The sequence below is a fragment of the Roseovarius sp. D22-M7 genome (assembly GCF_037083785.1).
Classification (GTDB): domain Bacteria; phylum Pseudomonadota; class Alphaproteobacteria; order Rhodobacterales; family Rhodobacteraceae; genus Roseovarius.
In genome coordinates this window covers 1-15863 of the sequence record NZ_JBAPKY010000067.1, presented here as the reverse complement: position 1 = coordinate 15863, position 15863 = coordinate 1, and the positions used below count along the sequence as shown (strand labels likewise).

Here is a 15863-nt window from a genome sequence, read left to right as displayed (position 1 = left end):
ATGCGACCACCTCCATAACGGTCCGGCCCCCCGCTGCTTCCCGGCATATTTGGGGTGCCGGGAAGCAGCTCCCGTATCGCACGGGAACTGGGGTTGTCATTAAGACAAGTCCTCTATTTCATTGATCAGTGTGGCGGTGCACATCCGACCCTCGGTGGCGTCGCGGGCGGCCTGCCAGTCGAAGGTCGCCTGCACGCCTTGCGGGCCGGAAATCTCGATGCGGGGGCGCGGGAGGTAGACGGCATGTGCGATCAGAGAAAGGCTTTCGCCGGATGGCACGGTATAGCCGAACTCAAGTTCGCAGGGATCGCCATTGATCGCCTGGTTGACCAGCACCTGATCGGCAAAGCGCACCTCGACCCGGCCCGTCAGGGCGGCGATGCTCGGGTCGGCCCCGTCGATGCGGCCATCCGGTCGGATGGTTTCCACCCGGTCGAGATTGTTGGCATAGGTGATCTCGGCCGAGNCCCGTCAGGGCGGCGATGCTCGGGTCGGCCCCGTCGATGCGGCCATCCGGTCGGATGGTTTCCACCCGATCGAGATTGTTGGCATAGGTGATCTCGGCCGAGACGATGTTGCCGAGGGACGATCCGTTCCGCGTGATCGCGCCGTTGAAATGGCCGAAGCGCTGCAGGTCCAGCTCGGCCAGTGTGCCGGCGGCAGACGCCGTAGCGGTGCTTTCGCCCTGTGCCACAAGGCTCGCGGTTGCCGTCAGCAGCCCCGAGCGCTGCATCTGCCAGCTGATCTGGTCGAGCACGCAGCCGGAATACATCGCATAACGCGGCACCTCCGGCATGCCGGTCTCGATCGACATGCTGGGCAGCGTCCAGGCGCCCGACTGGAACTCATGCGTGAACGGCCCGGGCGCTGTCCCGGTGGTCGCAGGATCGCCAAACGCCGCCTTCAGCCAAAACCCGAATGCGCGCGCGTCGATGGGAATGACAACGTCGCCATCCGAGGTCACCGCATCCTTGATCGGTGCCAGCGGATCGCGGCCGTAGCCGAGCAATTCCGAGTTGAGCAGCGGCTGCTCCGCCCCCAGCGAGGTGCTGGCGAAGGGCATGCGGGTGAAGCCGCTGGCGGGCGGCATGCCATAGGTCGTCTCGAACGCAAGCGCCATCTGCGCCCGCGCCCCCTGGGCTCGTGCCATGTCTCAACTCCTCGGATTTTCAGGTTGGTGAGGCCAGCGGATCGGCCGTTGAATAGTGCAAGACGACAGGGATCACGGCCGCCTTCAAGCTGGCCGCGCCTTCGACGGGCAGATCGACGGGCCGCGGCGCTTCCGCCTCGACCCAGTCGCAGAGCCCGCCAAGCGTCCGGTCGGCGGCGAGCGCCGTGCCGACGCTGGCGGTCAGCGTGTCGAAGGCGGCATCAAGGTCGGCGCCTTGCACCACCGCTTCGATCTCGGCGCGGTGCTGGTAGTGATAGGCGAGCGGCGACAGCGTCACCTCCGGCTCCCCCGGCTCGCCATCGCGCAGGATCAGCAGGCCAGCGGCCGGCACACGCTCCGGCAGCACCTCGCCGCGGAGGGCGGTGGCGGGCAGCTGCGCTGAGAGCCGCGCGTGCAGCGCGGCGAGGATGGCTTCGCGGGAGGTGGGCATCGATTTGAGAAACCTTGGCGCTTCGCTATTGTGTGCAGAGAGGGATCAAAGAGTTGGATGTGCGATGCTCGCGGAAGATTGGCTTGAACGAACTCAACCTGGCTACCAAGAACTCTCGAAAGTCGAGCGATCGGCGGTGGCTGGCTTCTCTATCGTCTGGAGTGTCTTCGAGGCGCGGGCTCTTTCGACGAATGCAACCACAACCGCCATCGTGCGATTTGTTGACAAAAACGCAGAGAACTTCGGTTCGGCTGAGCCCTTCGGAGATGCTCTGGCGTATTTCCGACAGAGGTACGTGTCAGACGGTCAGATCAATCACAAGTTTGAAAGCCTGCATTTTCGAAAAAACGACAAACGGGAACGCGTGGAAGCTGTTCTGTTGGGATGTGAAGCCGCACCGACTGAGATCGTCACAGCCTTGCTAATCATCGTCTTTCGGCTGCGAAATAACCTCTTTCATGGGATCAAGTGGGCCTACGAAATGCACGATCAACAGCGGAACTTCGAGCATGCGACAGCCGTCCTGACGCGCGTCCTAGATTCCCACGCGGCATGAATGCGGAAATGGCGTTCTCAGGTTTGCCGCCCCTCCACCCAGTTCGCCACGATCAGCCCCGGCACACGGTCCAATGCCCGGTCCGCGTCCCGCGCCAGATCCAGCCGCTTCGGCAGCTTCACCTGCGGGACCAGCAGAAAGATCGGAACCGTTGCGCGACCACGTCCGGTCTTCGAGCGCGAGGCCACGCCGAGGCCCCGGTTGTTCAGACGCCCGTCGGCCACAAGCAGGCTCGGCCCCGACCGGCGGTAGACGAACCGCAGGCGCAGGCCACGGCGGCGCTCCCATTCGCCGGGGGTAATCTTGCCACCTCGGCGTCCGCGCCCGGCGGCGGGCAGCGGGATCGTCAGCCAGAACCCGTCTTTCGAGCGGATCAGCGGCCCGGTGTCATGCGCGCTGACGATGTCCGGTGCGTTCGACCAGACCAGCGCGGCGGCGTTCAGGCTGGGCTGGCCCTTGGGATATTGCGCCGACCGGATGGTCCGGGACAGGCGCTGGCCGAGTCCCGCGCCTGTAATCTGGCCACGCCAAGCCGTCTTGAGATTGGTGCCGGCCTCGCGCGTGGCGGCGGTGACGGCTTTCTCGCCCGCCTTGATCTCCGCGGCCATCTTGGCGGCGAGATCGGGGGTGATGTCTAGCTTCAGCTTCACTGCTATCTCCAGCTTCGCGGCCCGCTTGTGTGCTACCGTTTCGTTATATTATACTCGGAGACGTCACCGATGGAGGGACCCATGACTGATCGCAGCGCGTATATCGACAAGATGAAGGCCAAGGTCGACGAGTGGAATGCCGAGATCGACAAGATCCAGGCCAAGGCCAAGGAGGCCAACGCTGATGCTCGGAGCAAGTATGAAGAGCAACTCGATGAAATGCGCAAGCAGCGCGACGAGGCCCAAGCCAAGATGAAGGAAGCGCAGGAAGCCAGCGACGGGGCTTGGGAAGACATGCGCAAGGGCTTCGAGTCTGCTTGGGATAGTATTTCCAACGCATTCCAGAACGCAATGAACCGCTTCCGGTAAACTGCTGGCAATGCAGCGCATCCATCGGCGGCTGATCCTCTCTCATGCCGTCGTCGTGCGGCCTGTCGTGCCCGACTGCCCGCACGCCATGCGCGATCTTTGCTGTGCTCATGTGGCGGTGTCGGGGTGAGCGTGGAGGCTCATCTCAGGTAGGTCTCAGCTCCAACGTCCAGACCAGCCGCTCGCGGTCGCGGACGGGTTCGCCCTGAATGAGAAAGGCCTCGCCGTCTGTCTCGATCCGGTCGCCGGGGCGCGGGGCTGGCACCTCGGCCACGCGCAGATCGACGCGCGTGGTCTCCGACCAGAGGCGCGCATCGCCAAAGCCGGTGATATCGTCCGCGCGGCGGGTGACCACGCGGACAAGGACAGGCACGCCGCCGTCGGCCGTGTAGACGGCGTCGCGCCCGACATTGCCATCAGCAAACAACGCGTCGAGCGCCATGGCGACGGCGGTCATCATGTCCGCCGTGCGCTGCGCAGCACCTGTGGGCGGGTGCAGATCGGCAGCGGGTTCGACTCGATCTCCAGACGCACCCATTCGTCGCGGTCCCGGTCCGGGATCATGCGCGCATAGAGCGGCAGGCCCACCGTGTTGACCGTCTCGAAGGTGTCGGCGGGGGCGTAGTAGATCTCGAACAGACCCTCGACGCCTTCGGGGTAGAAATACGCCTTGTCGGTCGGCACGCCGAAGCCCAGCCCGCCCCGGTAGCGCCGGAAGGTGATGCCGCCGAAGCTGACCTCTTCGCCCACGCGGCCGCGCAGATCGGCGGCCGCGGCGGTGTTGAGATAGGTTTCGCGCACCTCCTTGTGGGCCACCAGATCGGCAAAGAAGGCCGAGCCGCATTCGGCGCGAAGCTGCACCTGACCGGCGGCCAGCCCGCCAAGCGTGTCCTCGACGCTCTCGATCATCGCCTGACAGCGCTTGCGCAGCGCGCCCGAACCCGGGGTGGCATTGTCCAGATCGAAGTCGATCTCGGCGGCCGGGGCGATGCCGAACTCGGCGTGATAATCGATCACCGTGGCGCCGTCCTTCGGATCCTTGACCACCCCCTGGATGCCGTTGAAGAGGTGGAACTCGAAGGTGGCCTCGGCATCGTTGCGCAACCGGCCCAGCTTGCGTGCCACTTCCGTCTGCACCTGCTGGACGGCGGTCTCCGAGCCGAAATCGCGAATGGACTGGATTTCCGAGGCCCAGAGCACGTCCTGCTTCTTGAACTGGCGGCAAACGAAGGCGCGCATGTCGCGGCGCTCGGGGATCTGGCTCTCATAGGCCGAGCCGCGTTCCGAGAACGGGATCAGCGACAGCGTGCCGTCGCGGCTCTCGATCATCACGGTCCGCGAGCGCACGCCGCGACTGCCGAAGAGCCCTGCGCCCGACAGGATCGCGGGCTTGTAGGGGATGTTCTCGAGCGCGCTCGTGAGCTCGACGATGGAGAAGGCGTCGCCCTCAAAGATGTCCATGGTGGCCACAGCGTGCCTCCTTCTGGTCTGGATGTTGTGGGGTGACTGCGCGTGGGATCAGCGCAGGAGGATGCCGAGCCCGGCCAGCGCCGTCGTGGCGGTGGTGATCTGCGCCTCGGTTGCGCCCTCGGGCCAGCCGATCTCGTGGCGGTTGACGATTGTGGGGCCGCGAACCAGCACCACGGCGTGGGCATCGCTGTCGGTGGCGTCGACCGCGCCCCAGAGGATCCCGGCGGCGTTCTGGCTGCCGTTGGAGGCCGCGGGCGCAAGACCCGTGTATTTGCCGCCCGTGGTGATCTTGCCCAGCACGGTGCCGGGCGCGAGCTTGCCGGCGCCCGCGGCGATAGTGACGGTGTCGCGGGTGAAATCACGCAGCACTTCCCATGTGAGAAAGCCGCCGGCGTGTTTGCCTTCAGTGAGCGTGGCCATGAGGATTTATCCTTTCATCTTGAAGGCCCGGGCGATGACATCGCCCCAGGGGCGCGTGGTCTCGCTGCGCCCGGGTTGCGGGTGATGCGGGGTGATCTGCGGTGCGGCCTCGGCGCGCGCGTCCAGAAGGCTGGCGCGCACGGCATCGAGGCTGGCGTCCTCCTCGAGAAACCGCCCGGCCATCTGCGGCTGGCCGGCAAGGCGGCAGAGATCGATGACTGCCCGCGCATGCGCGATGGCCTCGGCCCGGATCGCGGTGGCGTCGGTCTGCTCCGGAGCATTGTTGGCGGCGGCAACAATGCTGCCGGGATCATCTACCGAGGGGATGTTGCCGTCTCCAACATCCGTCCCCTCGCTTCCGGGCTGTGGCGCGGGATCGGTCGGCGGCGCAACATCGTTGTCGCCTCCAACGATGTCGGCCCCTGCCGCGGCGCCTGCCTCCGGTGCGACGGCCTCCACCGCCTCGACCAGTTCGGGCGGCGCGTTGCGGAACCGGCCGATGTCGAAGGCGGCGGCGATGCGCACGGGCTCGGCCAGGCGCGTGGCAAGACCCGCCTCCAGCGCCTCGGCAGCATCGAACCACGTCTCGGCCGCGAGGAATGCGGCGATCTCCGCCTCGGGCTTGCCGGATCTGGCCGCGTAGCCGCGCAGCATGCTGGCCGCGATCTTGTCCAGCGTCCCGGCCATGTCGCGCATGTCCGAAGCCGTGCCCATGACCAGCCCGCTTGGGTCATGGATCATCAGGAAGGCGTTTTCCGGCATGACGATCTCGTCGCCCGCCATGGCAATGTAGCTTGCGGCCGAGGCCGCAATCCCGTCGATCCAGACAGTGACCGTGCCGGCGTGCCGGCTCAGCGCGTTATGGATGGCGACGGCATCGAAGACCGAGCCGCCGGGGCTGTTGAGCCGCAGATCGATGGGCGCGTCATCCGGCAACGCGCCGAGCTCGGCCAGAAACCCCTTGGCCGAAACGCCATAGGCGCCGATCTCGTCATAGATCAGCACCTCCGCGCCCGTGTCCCGGGCGCGGATCGTGTACCAGCTGTTCATGATGTCACTCCTGATTGGGGGCGCGGGCGGTTCAGGCCGCGTCCTCGCCATTGTCTTCGCCAGCCCCGTCGCCGGGACCCGGTCGCGTGGCCGGGGTTGCGCGGGCGCCCTGCGTCTCGCCCGGGCTGGTGCGGTAGCGCAGTCCGAGCCCCTCGGCGCGCGCGGTATCCACGGCGTTCTCGCGGTCGACTTCCTCGACATCGTAGCCGGTGGCCTCGACCACCTTGCGCCGCGAGGTGATGCCCGCCTCCATGGCCAGCACCTGCGCCTGGATGTCCTTCAAGGGATCGACCCAGTCCCAGCGGGGCGGGATCCACTGCACCCTGCGCGCGGCCGCCGGATCGGGTAGATCCAATCGGCCCGCCAGCTGCGCGGTCTCCAGCCAGCGCCGCCACACGGGGCGGCAGAGCTGATGCGCGATCACCCCGTGCTGGAGCTGCTGCACGCGGCGGCGGAACTCGACCAGCTCCGCGCGCAAAGACGAATAGTTGGCCTGGCGCACATCGCCGGTGACCAGATGATAGGGCAGCCCCAGCGAGGCCGAGACCGTCAGCAGCGTGCGGTACTGGAACGCCTCATAGCCGCCACCCACGTCCGCAGGAGACGAGAACTTCACATCCTCGCCGGGCAGGAGCACCTGCATGGTGCCGGGCTCGAGGCTGGCGATGGCGGCGCCATCCAGATCGGCCTCGTCCTCGCCCATCATCGGGTCTTCCGGCGCGGTCTTGGTGATGAAGCCCGCGAACATCGCCGCGGTCTTCTTGCGATCCAGTTCTGCATCGTCATACTGATCCAGCAGAAACAGCCGCACCATGGCCGGGGCCACATGCGGCAGCCCGCGGACCTGCCCCGCATCGAGCGGGCGGTAGATGTGCAGCACGTCCTCGGCCGGCACGCGCACGGTTTCCGGCACCGCCACACGCTGATCGGTGCTGTCGCCTGGATGGGTGCGGCGGAAATGATAGGCCACGCGGCGCCCGATCGCATCGAACTCGACCCCGCAGCGGATGCGGTTGCCATTGGCTGCTGTCCCCGTTTTCTCGAAGGGCAACATTTCCGATTGCAGCAGCTGCATCTGCAGCGGCACCAGCAGCCCGTCCTCGGCCCTGCGCGGGCGCATCCGCACGAAGCACTCGCCCGCCACGAACATCTCGCGCGCCACCATCGCCTGAAGCCCGTAGAAATCGGTCAGCCCGTCGGCATCGGCCTCATCGGTCCAGGCCAGCCACATCCGCTGGACGCGGTCGCGCAGATCCCCATCCTCGATCAGCGACGAGGGCTTGATCCCGTCGCCCACCACGTTCGCGGCAAAAGCCTCGCAGGCATTTGCCGCATAGCCGTTCGTGACCACCAGTTCGCGGGCCCGGGCCAGTAGCTTCGGCCCGCCCGAGGCAACCAGCGTGTTGATGTTCTCCAGCGGCGGATTCCAGCCCCGCAGCCGCCGCTTGGACATCGCACCTTCGAGGCGGGCGCGTGCGCCAGCCGGGCCACCCCGCGCGGAACGACGAAACCTGTCGAACAGCCCCATAAATCAGACCCGCCCTTTGTACTTCGTGGTGCTGCGCAGCCACGAATTCGATTGTTCTGACTGATGTCGCTCGGACCCATCTGAAGAAAATGAGCAGGCAGCCGACACCTGACCCGGACCGAGATCGCACAATTGCATTATTTCATACTGCTTTCTCGTGCGAACATGGAACGATGCCTCAAAGCTCGCTGTTAGAGGGTAAGGAGGTATTCCAATGTTCGTCCACGACATACCCGAGGCGGCGCGCGCAAAGCCCGTGACCATATAGTTACCGCGATTTGGAGGATAGCAGAATGACAGATACCGACCCGTCGACGCACGAACTTCGCCACCGCGCTTTGTCGAGGTGGGACGATGAAGGCGGCGCTATCGTGGCCGTGCCCGATGAGGCGCACAAGGACGTTCCCGACATGACGAACGCCGAGCTTGTGCTCCTCCGCGTCCGAGTAATTGCGCTCGAGAACCTGTTGATCGCTGTCCTGGCGGAAGGATCGGACCGGCAGCGCAAAACTGCGCTCGAAATGGCCGATGCCATCTCTCCCAGAGAGGGCTTTACCCAGCATCCTCTCACGATCCGGGCAGCCCAGCAGATGTCCGACCTCGTAGAACGTGCTAACCGCGTCCGAGCCGCGCAGTCGTGAAGATCTCACCATGGACCTGCGAGGGCTCCGGAAGAAACCTTCTGGAGCCTGTTGTTGGCCTGAAGCGCATGGTTGCTCGGCCGGTTACTGATCTTGCTCCGGGTTGCAACAAATACTGCAAGGGACATGTTGGTCAGAGCCCCTTCGACGTCGTCACGCGGATCTGCCGCACGATAGATCGCCCCTCGGCAGCTGCGATCTCGCGGTCCAGCGCCTCGATCGCCCGGTCGATCTCCGCCACGCTGCGGTAATCTACGGTCTTGCCGTCATAGCTGACCCGCGCCACGCCAGAAGAGCGCTGTGCCGAGAGCGCGTCGCGGCGAGCGCGGAGGTCTGCGGATGTGGGCATGTTTGCGCCTCCACGCGATCAGGAAATTGTCGGGGCCGCTCGGCGATTGGCGGTTGGTCCGGCTTCGAAATGCACACATATTGCATGCATGGTATCCAACTTCTTCGCCTCGCTATGGCATCGTGCCCAATACATCCCCCTGTGGTCCGCGCTGTCTGCCACGCGCCTGCGTAGCCTGGATCATCGCGCACGGCTTTTCGGGGGCATGGTCGGTCTTGCGATGCGCTGGTTTCCACCCGCGCGCTGGCGCTTCGACCGCGAAGTGCAGCGGGTCTTTCCCGACATGCCGCGTGGGCAGCGCGCCGCCCTTCGGCGCGAAATGGGCCGCAACATGGGGCGCACCCTGTTCGAGATCCTCCGCAGCGCGGAGTTCCAGTCGAGACCGGACCGCTTTCATGTGTCCGGCCCCGGACTGGCCGCGTTGGAAGAGGCGCGCGCCGCCGGCACGGGCGCGATCATCGTGTCCGGCCATTTCGGCCAGTGGGACGCGGTGCGCGCCGTTCTGAAAGCGCGCGGGATGGAGACCGGCGCGGTCTATCGCAAGCAGAAGAACCGCTTTTACCAGCGCGGGTTCCTGGCCGGTATCGAAGAAAGCGGTCGGCCCGTCATCGCGACGGGACGCTCCGGCACGATGGAGCTGGTGCGCCATCTGCGCAGGGGCGGATTTCTGGCCATCATGCTCGACGAGAAAATTACCGAAGGCGAAAGCGTGCCGTTCCTCGGCCTGCCGGCACTGACATCGACGGCACCCGCGGCCCTGGCGCTCAAGTACGACCTTCCCCTTGTTCCCGCCTACGGAACCCGCCGACCGGATGGTGCGGAATTCGACGTCGAGTTCGAAGCGCCCATCCCGCATTCCGACGCCCTGACGATGACAAAAGCCATCAATGACAGCCTGTCCGCCCGCGTCCTCGAAAACCCGGGGCAGTGGTACTGGCTCCTGCGCCGATGGGATGGCGCCTGACGCTGCCAGCGGGTGCGCCGAAAGCGCGTCGCGGCGTGCGCGGAGGTCCGAGATAGTCGGCATTGATCACCTCATGTAATTCGACCGCATCGTCCGCCGCCGCGCTGATGGGCGCGAGGGTGTGACCGCTGGCGTGTCCTCCGACCCATCCGGTTCCACGGCCAGCGACCGCTCCAGATCCTGCCAGCGCGCCTCCGACCAGCGATCCGCGCCCGCAATCCAGGCGGCCGCCCGCGCATAGACCCGGCAGTCCAGCGCCTCGTTGCGCTCGCGCAGCTTCTGCCATTCGAGCTTCGAGAAGCCGCGCTTGCCCTTCACGGTGACCAGCTGTTCCGCCGTCAGCTGCTTGAGCCATTCACCATCGGCCCATGTCGGCAGATGCACCGTTCCAGCCGGGAACGATGCACCGTCCGTAATCTCCTCGGGTGTGGGCCGGTCCTGCCGCAGGAAGCGATAGGTCTCGGCCTTGAAGGTCGAGGTCGCCACTGACCAGAGCCGCGCCCCGCGGCGCAGACGTTTCCCGCCGATCGTTGCATCGACATAGGTCGGCCCCGTCACCGGGCTCGCGCGATTGAACCCCTCGAGCCCCTTGACCGGGGCGACCTGCGCGAACCCAACCTGCCGCGCCCAGCCATAGACGGCGCTTGTCTCGTAGCCGGTGTCGATCGCCAGCTTGGCGATGGTCAGGTGCTGGCCGGAGGCATGCGCCCATGTGCGCCCCGGCAGATCGGTCAGTTTCTGCCAGCAGGCCGGATCGCCGGGACCGCCCTCGATGACGATGTGATCGACCAGCCAGCTTTCCAGCCCGCGGCCCCAGGCCCAGACATCGATCTCGATCCGGTCCTTCTGTACATCGGCACCCGCAGTCAGGAAGAGACCACCTGCCGGCACAGTCCCGGCTGGCCACTCTTCGCGCCGCTCTGCCAGTCGCTGCCAGTCCGGCGCTTCGCCGGTTTCGAACCAGGTCTCGCCGAGGATCGTGTTGCGAAAGGCCCGCATCGCCTCGTCATTGCCCTGTGCCGCCTCCCACGCCCGCGCGATCCGCGACCAGCTGAGCCAGCCGATCGGTGAGTAGAGCGCCGAGAGGTGATAGCCCACCGTGTGCGGGTCTTCCGCCTCCGCCGTCGCGCGCCAGTCGCCCGCCGCCAGCATCGCCGTCTTGTGGTGCTCGGCAATGGGCGCGTCGCAGCCCTCGCAGTGGTATTCCGCGGTGTCCGGCTGTCCCTTGTCCCATCGCAGCCGCTCGAAGCGCAGCCATTGCGCGTGCCCGCAATGCGGACAGGGCACATGATAGCGCCGCTGGTCGCTGGCCTCGAACTCCCGCTCGATCCGGCTCAGCCCGCGGATGGTGGGCGTCGAGATCAGCAGCGCCTTGCGCCGATGCGCGAAGGTCAGAGACCGGGCTTCGGCCAGGCTGACCGGATCGCCTTCCTCGTCGGCCGAGGCCGGATAGGCATCGACCTCGTCGAGAAACAGGTACCGCGCCGGGGTCGAGCGCAGCCCCACCGCCGAATTGGCCCCGGTCATGATCAGGATGCCGCCCGCGAATTCCTTGGACAGCATCGTGTTGCCCGCGTCGCGCGAGCGCGCCGGCTTGATCCGCTCGCGCAGTTCCGGGCTTTCCTCGATCAGCGGATCGATCCGCTGGCGCGAGTTGCGCTTGGCCAGTTCCACCGTCGGCTGGACCGCCAGCATGGGCCCCGGCGCGTGATGCATCACGAAGCCGATGAAGCAATTGCCCGCTTCTGTCGCGCCCACCTGTGCGGCCTTCATGAACACCACCCGCTGCACCGGGCTGACCGGCGAGAGCGCATCCATGATCTCGCGCATGTACGGCGTGCGCGCGGTCTTGTAGCGCCCGGGCTCGGCGGAGGCGCGCGACGACAGCCAGCGATGCCGGTCGGCCCACTCTGACACCGTCAGGTCCGGGTCGGGCCGCAGGCCCCGCGACCAGGCGCGCAGCAGGTCGTTGGCACCATCGAACCCCGCGACATCGTCATCCAAGGCCGCTGCGGATCTCGGCGAGGCTGTCGAGCTGGGCGCGGACATGGGCTTCCAGAACCTTCTGCATCACCGCCGCCTCCACCGTGATCCCCTCGCCGAGGGTGGCCGCCAGTTCCGAGGCCATGAGCGCGGCCACCCGCGCGGGCCAGGTCACCCAGGCATCGCGTTCCTCGCGCGCCAGGCGGAAGATCAGCGTTTCCGCACGCGCCTTGTCGACCAGGTCGCCCTTCAGCCTCGAGAGCCGGATGCGGCGTTCCTGCGCCTTGAGCACTTCATTGGCCGTCTTGGCCTGCAGGAAGGTCGTGCTGCCACCAACGGCTGGCGCGGCCATTCCCTGCTCCTTGAGCGTATCCCCCACCGCGGAGACCGCGGCCTCGGGCACCGGCTTCAGCCTGGACTTGGCCGTCGCGGGCGATTTGGGAGCTGCGCGGGATTTCGACGGGTCCGTCGTCTCGGCGCGGCGCGTGTCGGACGCCTCGGCATCGATGCTCCCGTCAGGATGCAGCACCAGCCGCCCGGCATCCTTTGCCTTCTGGATCGCCCCGCGCGACAGGCCGACGCGGGCGGCATACTGGCGTTCGCTCAGGCCCTGCATGGCTCACCCCCGCGCGACATAAAGCAATGGAATTGCTACGATTTCCGTTGATTACACTCCGCACCGGAGGGATTCTGGGATCGAGCCAACAGACCAGGATCGGAGACAGCCCCATGACCATCGCAGACCGCTACAACGCTGAAGCCGCCCGCCTGCTGCCCCACATGGCCAACAGCCTGGCGGTCGACCCCGCGATCACCACAGCGAACGAGATCGACGAGATCGTCTTCCGCCGCAGCGAATTCCTCGGCGGCATGGCCTGCGCGATCCTTGCCATGCTCGAACAGCAGGACGGAGACACCGCATGACCGCCATCACGACCATTCGCATCGATCACGACGCGCTGCCCACGCCTTTGAGGCACAAAACTCCCGACGCTGTCGCCGAGGCCATAGAGGCTGCGCTGCTCGAGGTCGGCATCAGCGCCGAGGCGTCGGATCTGTTTAGTCATTTCAAGATCGAACTGCCGACCGACAAGCTCGCCGCCGCCGCCACGGTGCTGGCCGGGATGGGTCTGATCTGATCGTCACCGGGGCAGAAAGCCATCATATTGCTCTGATTTACCTACACTTTCCAGCCCGTCGGAGCGATTCTGATTGCACAAGAACGATGCAACTCACCACACGGAGCCACGCCATGACCAGCCTGAACCCGCAAACCACGCCCCGCCACCAGTTGCGCGCCGAGAAGGCACGCAGGAACAAGGAAGCCGCGCTCGCCGCCTTCGTCGCAAAGAAGGCCGAAATCGACGAACGGCTCGCCCGCCTGCAGGCGCTCAGCGACGACCACTTCAACTGCCATCCCGACGAGGTGGGCTGGGCCATGGTCGGCACGCTCGAGCACTACAACGGGCTGCTCAAGCGTATCACCGACAGCGCCTTTGGCGAGGGCGAATACGCCGGGTAACCCCTTCGGACCCTGACCAAGGACGGCCCGCCACCATGGCGGGCTTCACCCGGTAGAAGCTCCTGCATGTCGCAAGAGCCGAAACCGGAGACCATTCATGACCCAGATCCAGCTATCCGACGCACAATCCGTCATCCTGTCCACCGCCTGCGCGCGCGACGACGGGGCCGTGTTTCCCGTTACCACCACCCTCAAGGGCGGCGCGGTCGGCAATGTCTGCAAGAGCCTGCTGAAGAAAGCGCTCATCGAGGAAATCGAAGCCACGGACCTCAACACCGTCTGGCGGCATGACGAAGAGCGCGGGCCCATCACCCTGCGCGCGACGCCGCTGGCCTACAGCACCCTAGGGATCACCGACGCGCCCGACGCGCAGGACGACGACCAGCCGGAGCCCGAGGCCACACCCCAGCCAGTGCGCCGCCGCAGCGGAACCAAGCAGGAGGCGCTGATCGCGATGCTGAGCGCCGAGCGCGGCGCGACCATCGACGAGATCGTCGCGGCCTTGGACTGGCGGTCGCACACGGTTCGCGGCGCAATGTCAGGAGCGCTCAAGAAAAAGCTCGGCCTGACCATCACCTCCGAGAAAGTCGACGGACGGGGTCGCGTCTATAAACTACCCGCCGACTAATCCGGCGCACACTCCAGCGTTGACGATGCCGTCGCCCCAAGTGGGCGGCGGCTCTCGTCTCAACGGTCCGTCTTCCTGAACACGCTGTACTGGAAGCTCTGCCGATTGCCCTTTGGCGTGATGTGCATATGCCGTGTGGCGTCGATCTTCTCGAACTGGCCCGGACACAGTCGGTCGAGTTCCTGCGCCAGATCATCAGGCGCGTAGCGAACCACCGGTAGCCCCGAGCACATCTCGGGCCCATCATCGGCGAAGGTGGCGATGATCGCGATGCTGCCGGTGGGGAGGGCATCGGACATGGCGCGCGCGTATGCGGCACGATCTTCGGACCCGGTCAGAAAATGAAACACCGCGCGGTCATGCCAGACCGCGTAGTCCCGGTCGGGGTTCCACGTCGTGATGTCAGCCTCGATCCATGTCACGTGATCGCTCTGCGGACCGAGGCGCTGCTTGCTCACGGTCAGGGAGGCCCCGGAAAGATCCAGCACGGTGAGTGGGCCCAGACCCCCCTCAAGCAGCGCGTCCACCAGACGCGATGCTCCCCCGCCGATGTCGATGAAGGCATCGCCCGGTTTCAGATAGGTTCGCACGAGATCCAGCGAGACCTCGGGCGTCGCCTCGAACCACGTCAGTTCGTCTTCCGGGCGCGCCTCATAGACACCGTCCCAGTGTTTCTGTTCATCCGTCATCGTCGCTGAAACCTCCATTGCATGCAGAGTATAGCGGAACACGGTGAAGCAGAACACCGGACGTGATCGGCCGGTAACGTCAACAGGGCCATAAACTGACCATCTCTGACCACCGCGGTCACAGCCCGCCACGCTGCAGCGGCACCACGGCAGGATCAGCGATCTTCAATGTCGAGCCGGTCGGTGATTTCCGAAACGATCATGCTCGGGTGTATGGCCAGCACGATGCACACTCATCAGTCAATTCGCCCAACGCCGGGCGTGGCGCGCCGCGCGCTCGGGTCAAAGGGCACTTGATTCATCATCGCGGCATGGCGATCTTGCCGGCAAAGTGCACCCTAAGGAACTGCCTTTTAACATGACAGGAGCTGTATGAGCACGCCACTTGCCGATCTGCCCCGCGAGACGCGCGCCGCGTTGAACATCCGCGCGACTGCGCCGGGGTTGCTGCATCTGGCCGGTCACCTGGGCGCGATCATGGCGACCGGCACGCTTATCGTGCTGCAACCGCCGCTGTGGTGGCTGGCGCTGCCTGTGTATGGCGTGCTGATCGTGTTCCTGTTCACGCTTCAGCACGAATGCACCCACCGCACCCCCTTTGCCAGTGACCGCCTGTGCGATCTTGTGGGGCATGTGATCGGTCTTGTGGTGCTGAACCCTTTTTTATGGTTCCGCCCTTTCCACTTCGCCCATCATCGGCACACCAATCGCCCAGGCGATCCTGAACTGGACGGGCCGCTCTTGGAGACCCGCGCGCAATGGCTATGGCATGTCAGCGGCATCCCCTACTGGCGCGCTCAGCTCGCCCTCTTGATCCGACTTGCATGCGGTCGCGAGACCCCGGCCTGGTTGCCCGCTGCAATGCGCAGCCGCGCAGAACGTGAGGTCCGGATCCTGTTGGCGATCTATGCCCTGGCCTTGTTGACGCTGATGTGGTCGCCCTTGGTGCTTTGGCTCTGGATCGTGCCTTGCCTGCTGGGCCAGCCGGCCCTGCGGCTTTATCTGCTGGCTGAACATGGCGACTGTCCGCAGGTGGCCGACATGCTTGAAAACACTCGCACCACCTTCACCACGCGAGCGGTTCGGGCACTGGCTTGGAACATGCCCTATCATGCCGAGCATCACCTGGCCCCGCAGGTTCCGTTCCACCGCCTCCCCGCGCTTCACGCCCTGATTCGAGACCGGTTGCGCGTCACCGCACCGGGCTACGCTGCATTCACCCGAGACTACCTGGCGCGCCGGCGATAGGCAGCGGGGCAAATGTCGAGGATGAGGAACGTATCGGGCGGGATTTCCATTTGCGGCTTACATGAATCACGGATCACCTCAAAGCCGTCCTCCCTCAGCGGCGCGTAAGCGCCAGCTGGGCCCCACGGGCTTTTCAGCTTGACGTCTGGAAGTTCCAAGGGAGGAGTTCGTCGATCCGGTTTTTCGGATGGCCGG

Annotated in this window: 21 protein-coding genes and 2 pseudogenes; 9 read left to right on the top strand and 14 right to left on the bottom strand. The window is 65.7% G+C overall.

The features are described 5' to 3' along the window. Positions 1–99: 99 nt before the first annotated feature. From V8324_RS19085 to V8324_RS19075, 3 genes and pseudogenes are all read right to left on the bottom strand, one after another. A pseudogene (locus V8324_RS19085) lies at positions 100–465 on the bottom strand (phage tail tube protein); the annotation flags it as partial. A 16-nt stretch (positions 466–481) separates the two neighbouring features. Further along, positions 482–1150, bottom strand: a pseudogene (locus V8324_RS19080) (phage tail tube protein); the annotation flags it as partial. Positions 1151–1169: 19 nt separating this feature from the next. Continuing rightward, positions 1170–1601, bottom strand: coding sequence for an acyl-CoA transferase (locus tag V8324_RS19075; RefSeq protein WP_336421493.1), 432 nt, complete (start codon positions 1599–1601; stop codon positions 1170–1172). A 64-nt stretch (positions 1602–1665) separates the two neighbouring features. On the opposite strand from V8324_RS19075, the gene V8324_RS19070 reads away from it, so the two are divergent. Then, positions 1666–2157, top strand: a complete 492-nt coding sequence (locus V8324_RS19070; RefSeq protein WP_336421492.1) for a hypothetical protein — start codon at positions 1666–1668, stop codon at positions 2155–2157. Positions 2158–2174: 17 nt separating this feature from the next. On the opposite strand, the gene V8324_RS19065 is transcribed toward V8324_RS19070, so the two are convergent. Beyond that, positions 2175–2807 (bottom strand): DUF6441 family protein, encoded by a 633-nt coding sequence (locus V8324_RS19065; RefSeq protein ID WP_336421491.1) that lies wholly within the window; start codon positions 2805–2807, stop codon positions 2175–2177. A gap of 81 nt (positions 2808–2888) precedes the next feature. On the opposite strand from V8324_RS19065, the gene V8324_RS19060 reads away from it, so the two are divergent. Next, entirely contained in the window at positions 2889–3176 is a 288-nt protein-coding gene (locus tag V8324_RS19060) for a hypothetical protein (protein WP_336421490.1), read from the top strand. A 145-nt stretch (positions 3177–3321) separates the two neighbouring features. Here the strand turns inward: V8324_RS19060 and V8324_RS19055 are convergent, their stop codons facing one another. Genes V8324_RS19055 through V8324_RS19035 form a run of 5 tightly spaced genes read right to left on the bottom strand, consistent with a single transcriptional unit; the run spans position 3322 to position 7569 of the window. After that, a complete protein-coding gene (locus V8324_RS19055) occupies positions 3322–3633 on the bottom strand; it encodes a head-tail joining protein (protein WP_336421489.1) in 312 nt (103 codons plus the stop codon). After that, complete coding sequence (locus tag V8324_RS19050; protein WP_336421496.1) at positions 3633–4637, bottom strand: major capsid protein; 1005 nt, start codon at positions 4635–4637, stop codon at positions 3633–3635. The genes V8324_RS19055 and V8324_RS19050 overlap by 1 nt, the downstream gene beginning before the upstream one ends. A gap of 57 nt (positions 4638–4694) precedes the next feature. Continuing rightward, positions 4695–5066, bottom strand: a complete 372-nt coding sequence (locus V8324_RS19045; RefSeq protein ID WP_336421488.1) for a head decoration protein — start codon at positions 5064–5066, stop codon at positions 4695–4697. 6 nt (positions 5067–5072) lie between these two features. Then, positions 5073–6116 (bottom strand): head maturation protease, ClpP-related, encoded by a 1044-nt coding sequence (locus V8324_RS19040; RefSeq protein ID WP_336421487.1) that lies wholly within the window; start codon positions 6114–6116, stop codon positions 5073–5075. Positions 6117–6147: 31 nt separating this feature from the next. Beyond that, a complete protein-coding gene (locus V8324_RS19035) occupies positions 6148–7569 on the bottom strand; it encodes a phage portal protein (RefSeq protein ID WP_336421486.1) in 1422 nt (473 codons plus the stop codon). Between the two features lie 368 nt (positions 7570–7937). Between V8324_RS19035 and V8324_RS19030 the strand changes: the two genes are divergently transcribed. After that, positions 7938–8285, top strand: coding sequence for a hypothetical protein (locus V8324_RS19030; RefSeq protein WP_336421485.1), 348 nt, complete (start codon positions 7938–7940; stop codon positions 8283–8285). A gap of 133 nt (positions 8286–8418) precedes the next feature. Here V8324_RS19030 and V8324_RS19025 read toward each other — a convergent pair whose 3' ends face one another. Then, positions 8419–8634 carry a phage head-tail joining protein gene (locus tag V8324_RS19025; protein WP_336421484.1) on the bottom strand — a complete coding sequence of 72 codons (216 nt, stop codon included), beginning with the start codon at positions 8632–8634 and terminating at the stop codon, positions 8419–8421. Here V8324_RS19025 and V8324_RS19020 point away from each other — a divergent pair. Beyond that, positions 8633–9598 (top strand): lysophospholipid acyltransferase family protein, encoded by a 966-nt coding sequence (locus V8324_RS19020; protein ID WP_336421495.1) that lies wholly within the window; start codon positions 8633–8635, stop codon positions 9596–9598. The genes V8324_RS19025 and V8324_RS19020 overlap by 2 nt on opposite strands. Positions 9599–9664: 66 nt before the next feature. Here the strand turns inward: V8324_RS19020 and V8324_RS19015 are convergent, their stop codons facing one another. Together V8324_RS19015 and V8324_RS19010 are read right to left on the bottom strand one after the other, a co-directional pair. Beyond that, a complete protein-coding gene (locus tag V8324_RS19015; RefSeq protein WP_336421483.1) occupies positions 9665–11647 on the bottom strand; it encodes a phage terminase large subunit family protein in 1983 nt (660 codons plus the stop codon). Then, positions 11595–12197, bottom strand: a complete 603-nt coding sequence (locus tag V8324_RS19010) for a hypothetical protein (protein WP_336421482.1) — start codon at positions 12195–12197, stop codon at positions 11595–11597. Before V8324_RS19010 ends, V8324_RS19015 begins: the two co-directional genes overlap by 53 nt. Before the next feature lie 113 nt (positions 12198–12310). Here V8324_RS19010 and V8324_RS19005 point away from each other — a divergent pair, with 113 nt between their 5' ends. The 4 genes from V8324_RS19005 to V8324_RS18990 all read left to right on the top strand — a co-directional run bounded on the left by V8324_RS19005 (position 12311) and on the right by V8324_RS18990 (position 13731). Next, a complete protein-coding gene (locus tag V8324_RS19005; protein WP_336421481.1) occupies positions 12311–12505 on the top strand; it encodes a hypothetical protein in 195 nt (64 codons plus the stop codon). After that, positions 12502–12720 carry a hypothetical protein gene (locus V8324_RS19000; protein WP_336421480.1) on the top strand — a complete coding sequence of 73 codons (219 nt, stop codon included), beginning with the start codon at positions 12502–12504 and terminating at the stop codon, positions 12718–12720. Before V8324_RS19005 ends, V8324_RS19000 begins: the two co-directional genes overlap by 4 nt. A 113-nt stretch (positions 12721–12833) precedes the next feature. Beyond that, on the top strand, positions 12834–13103 hold the full coding sequence (locus V8324_RS18995) for a hypothetical protein (RefSeq protein WP_336421479.1): 270 nt from the start codon (positions 12834–12836) through the stop codon (positions 13101–13103). Positions 13104–13200: 97 nt separating this feature from the next. Then, positions 13201–13731, top strand: coding sequence for a DUF3489 domain-containing protein (locus tag V8324_RS18990; RefSeq protein ID WP_336421478.1), 531 nt, complete (start codon positions 13201–13203; stop codon positions 13729–13731). A gap of 59 nt (positions 13732–13790) precedes the next feature. Here V8324_RS18990 and V8324_RS18985 read toward each other — a convergent pair whose 3' ends face one another. Next, the gene (locus tag V8324_RS18985; protein WP_336421477.1) at positions 13791–14420 is read right to left on the bottom strand and encodes a class I SAM-dependent methyltransferase; all 630 of its coding nucleotides are present in this window, start codon (positions 14418–14420) and stop codon (positions 13791–13793) included. A 372-nt stretch (positions 14421–14792) separates the two neighbouring features. On the opposite strand from V8324_RS18985, the gene V8324_RS18980 reads away from it, so the two are divergent. Further along, on the top strand, positions 14793–15668 hold the full coding sequence (locus V8324_RS18980) for a fatty acid desaturase (RefSeq protein WP_336421476.1): 876 nt from the start codon (positions 14793–14795) through the stop codon (positions 15666–15668). On the opposite strand, the gene V8324_RS18975 is transcribed toward V8324_RS18980, so the two are convergent. After that, a partial coding sequence (locus V8324_RS18975) for a hypothetical protein (protein ID WP_336421475.1) occupies positions 15647–15863 on the bottom strand: 217 nt, incomplete at its 5' end. The two genes, V8324_RS18980 and V8324_RS18975, sit on opposite strands and share 22 nt — an antisense overlap.

Excerpts from the sequence above, each read along its gene's own strand:
- V8324_RS18985 (WP_336421477.1), bottom strand. The coding sequence starts at position 14,420 with ATGACGGATGAACAGAAACACTGGGACGGTGTCTATGAGGCGCGCCCG.
- V8324_RS19020 (WP_336421495.1), top strand. The coding sequence starts at position 8,633 with ATGTTTGCGCCTCCACGCGATCAGGAAATTGTCGGGGCCGCTCGGCGA.
- V8324_RS18995 (WP_336421479.1), top strand. The coding sequence starts at position 12,834 with ATGACCAGCCTGAACCCGCAAACCACGCCCCGCCACCAGTTGCGCGCC.
- V8324_RS19010 (WP_336421482.1), bottom strand. The coding sequence starts at position 12,197 with ATGCAGGGCCTGAGCGAACGCCAGTATGCCGCCCGCGTCGGCCTGTCG.
- V8324_RS19075 (WP_336421493.1), bottom strand. The coding sequence starts at position 1,601 with ATGCCCACCTCCCGCGAAGCCATCCTCGCCGCGCTGCACGCGCGGCTC.
- V8324_RS19025 (WP_336421484.1), bottom strand. The coding sequence starts at position 8,634 with ATGCCCACATCCGCAGACCTCCGCGCTCGCCGCGACGCGCTCTCGGCA.
- V8324_RS19060 (WP_336421490.1), top strand. The coding sequence starts at position 2,889 with ATGACTGATCGCAGCGCGTATATCGACAAGATGAAGGCCAAGGTCGAC.
- V8324_RS19055 (WP_336421489.1), bottom strand. The coding sequence starts at position 3,633 with ATGACCGCCGTCGCCATGGCGCTCGACGCGTTGTTTGCTGATGGCAAT.
- V8324_RS19030 (WP_336421485.1), top strand. The coding sequence starts at position 7,938 with ATGACAGATACCGACCCGTCGACGCACGAACTTCGCCACCGCGCTTTG.
- V8324_RS19070 (WP_336421492.1), top strand. The coding sequence starts at position 1,666 with ATGCTCGCGGAAGATTGGCTTGAACGAACTCAACCTGGCTACCAAGAA.
- V8324_RS18990 (WP_336421478.1), top strand. The coding sequence starts at position 13,201 with ATGACCCAGATCCAGCTATCCGACGCACAATCCGTCATCCTGTCCACC.
- V8324_RS19000 (WP_336421480.1), top strand. The coding sequence starts at position 12,502 with ATGACCGCCATCACGACCATTCGCATCGATCACGACGCGCTGCCCACG.
- V8324_RS19045 (WP_336421488.1), bottom strand. The coding sequence starts at position 5,066 with ATGGCCACGCTCACTGAAGGCAAACACGCCGGCGGCTTTCTCACATGG.
- V8324_RS18980 (WP_336421476.1), top strand. The coding sequence starts at position 14,793 with ATGAGCACGCCACTTGCCGATCTGCCCCGCGAGACGCGCGCCGCGTTG.
- V8324_RS19005 (WP_336421481.1), top strand. The coding sequence starts at position 12,311 with ATGACCATCGCAGACCGCTACAACGCTGAAGCCGCCCGCCTGCTGCCC.
- V8324_RS19015 (WP_336421483.1), bottom strand. The coding sequence starts at position 11,647 with ATGTCCGCGCCCAGCTCGACAGCCTCGCCGAGATCCGCAGCGGCCTTG.
- V8324_RS19050 (WP_336421496.1), bottom strand. The coding sequence starts at position 4,637 with ATGGACATCTTTGAGGGCGACGCCTTCTCCATCGTCGAGCTCACGAGC.
- V8324_RS19035 (WP_336421486.1), bottom strand. The coding sequence starts at position 7,569 with ATGTCCAAGCGGCGGCTGCGGGGCTGGAATCCGCCGCTGGAGAACATC.
- V8324_RS19040 (WP_336421487.1), bottom strand. The coding sequence starts at position 6,116 with ATGAACAGCTGGTACACGATCCGCGCCCGGGACACGGGCGCGGAGGTG.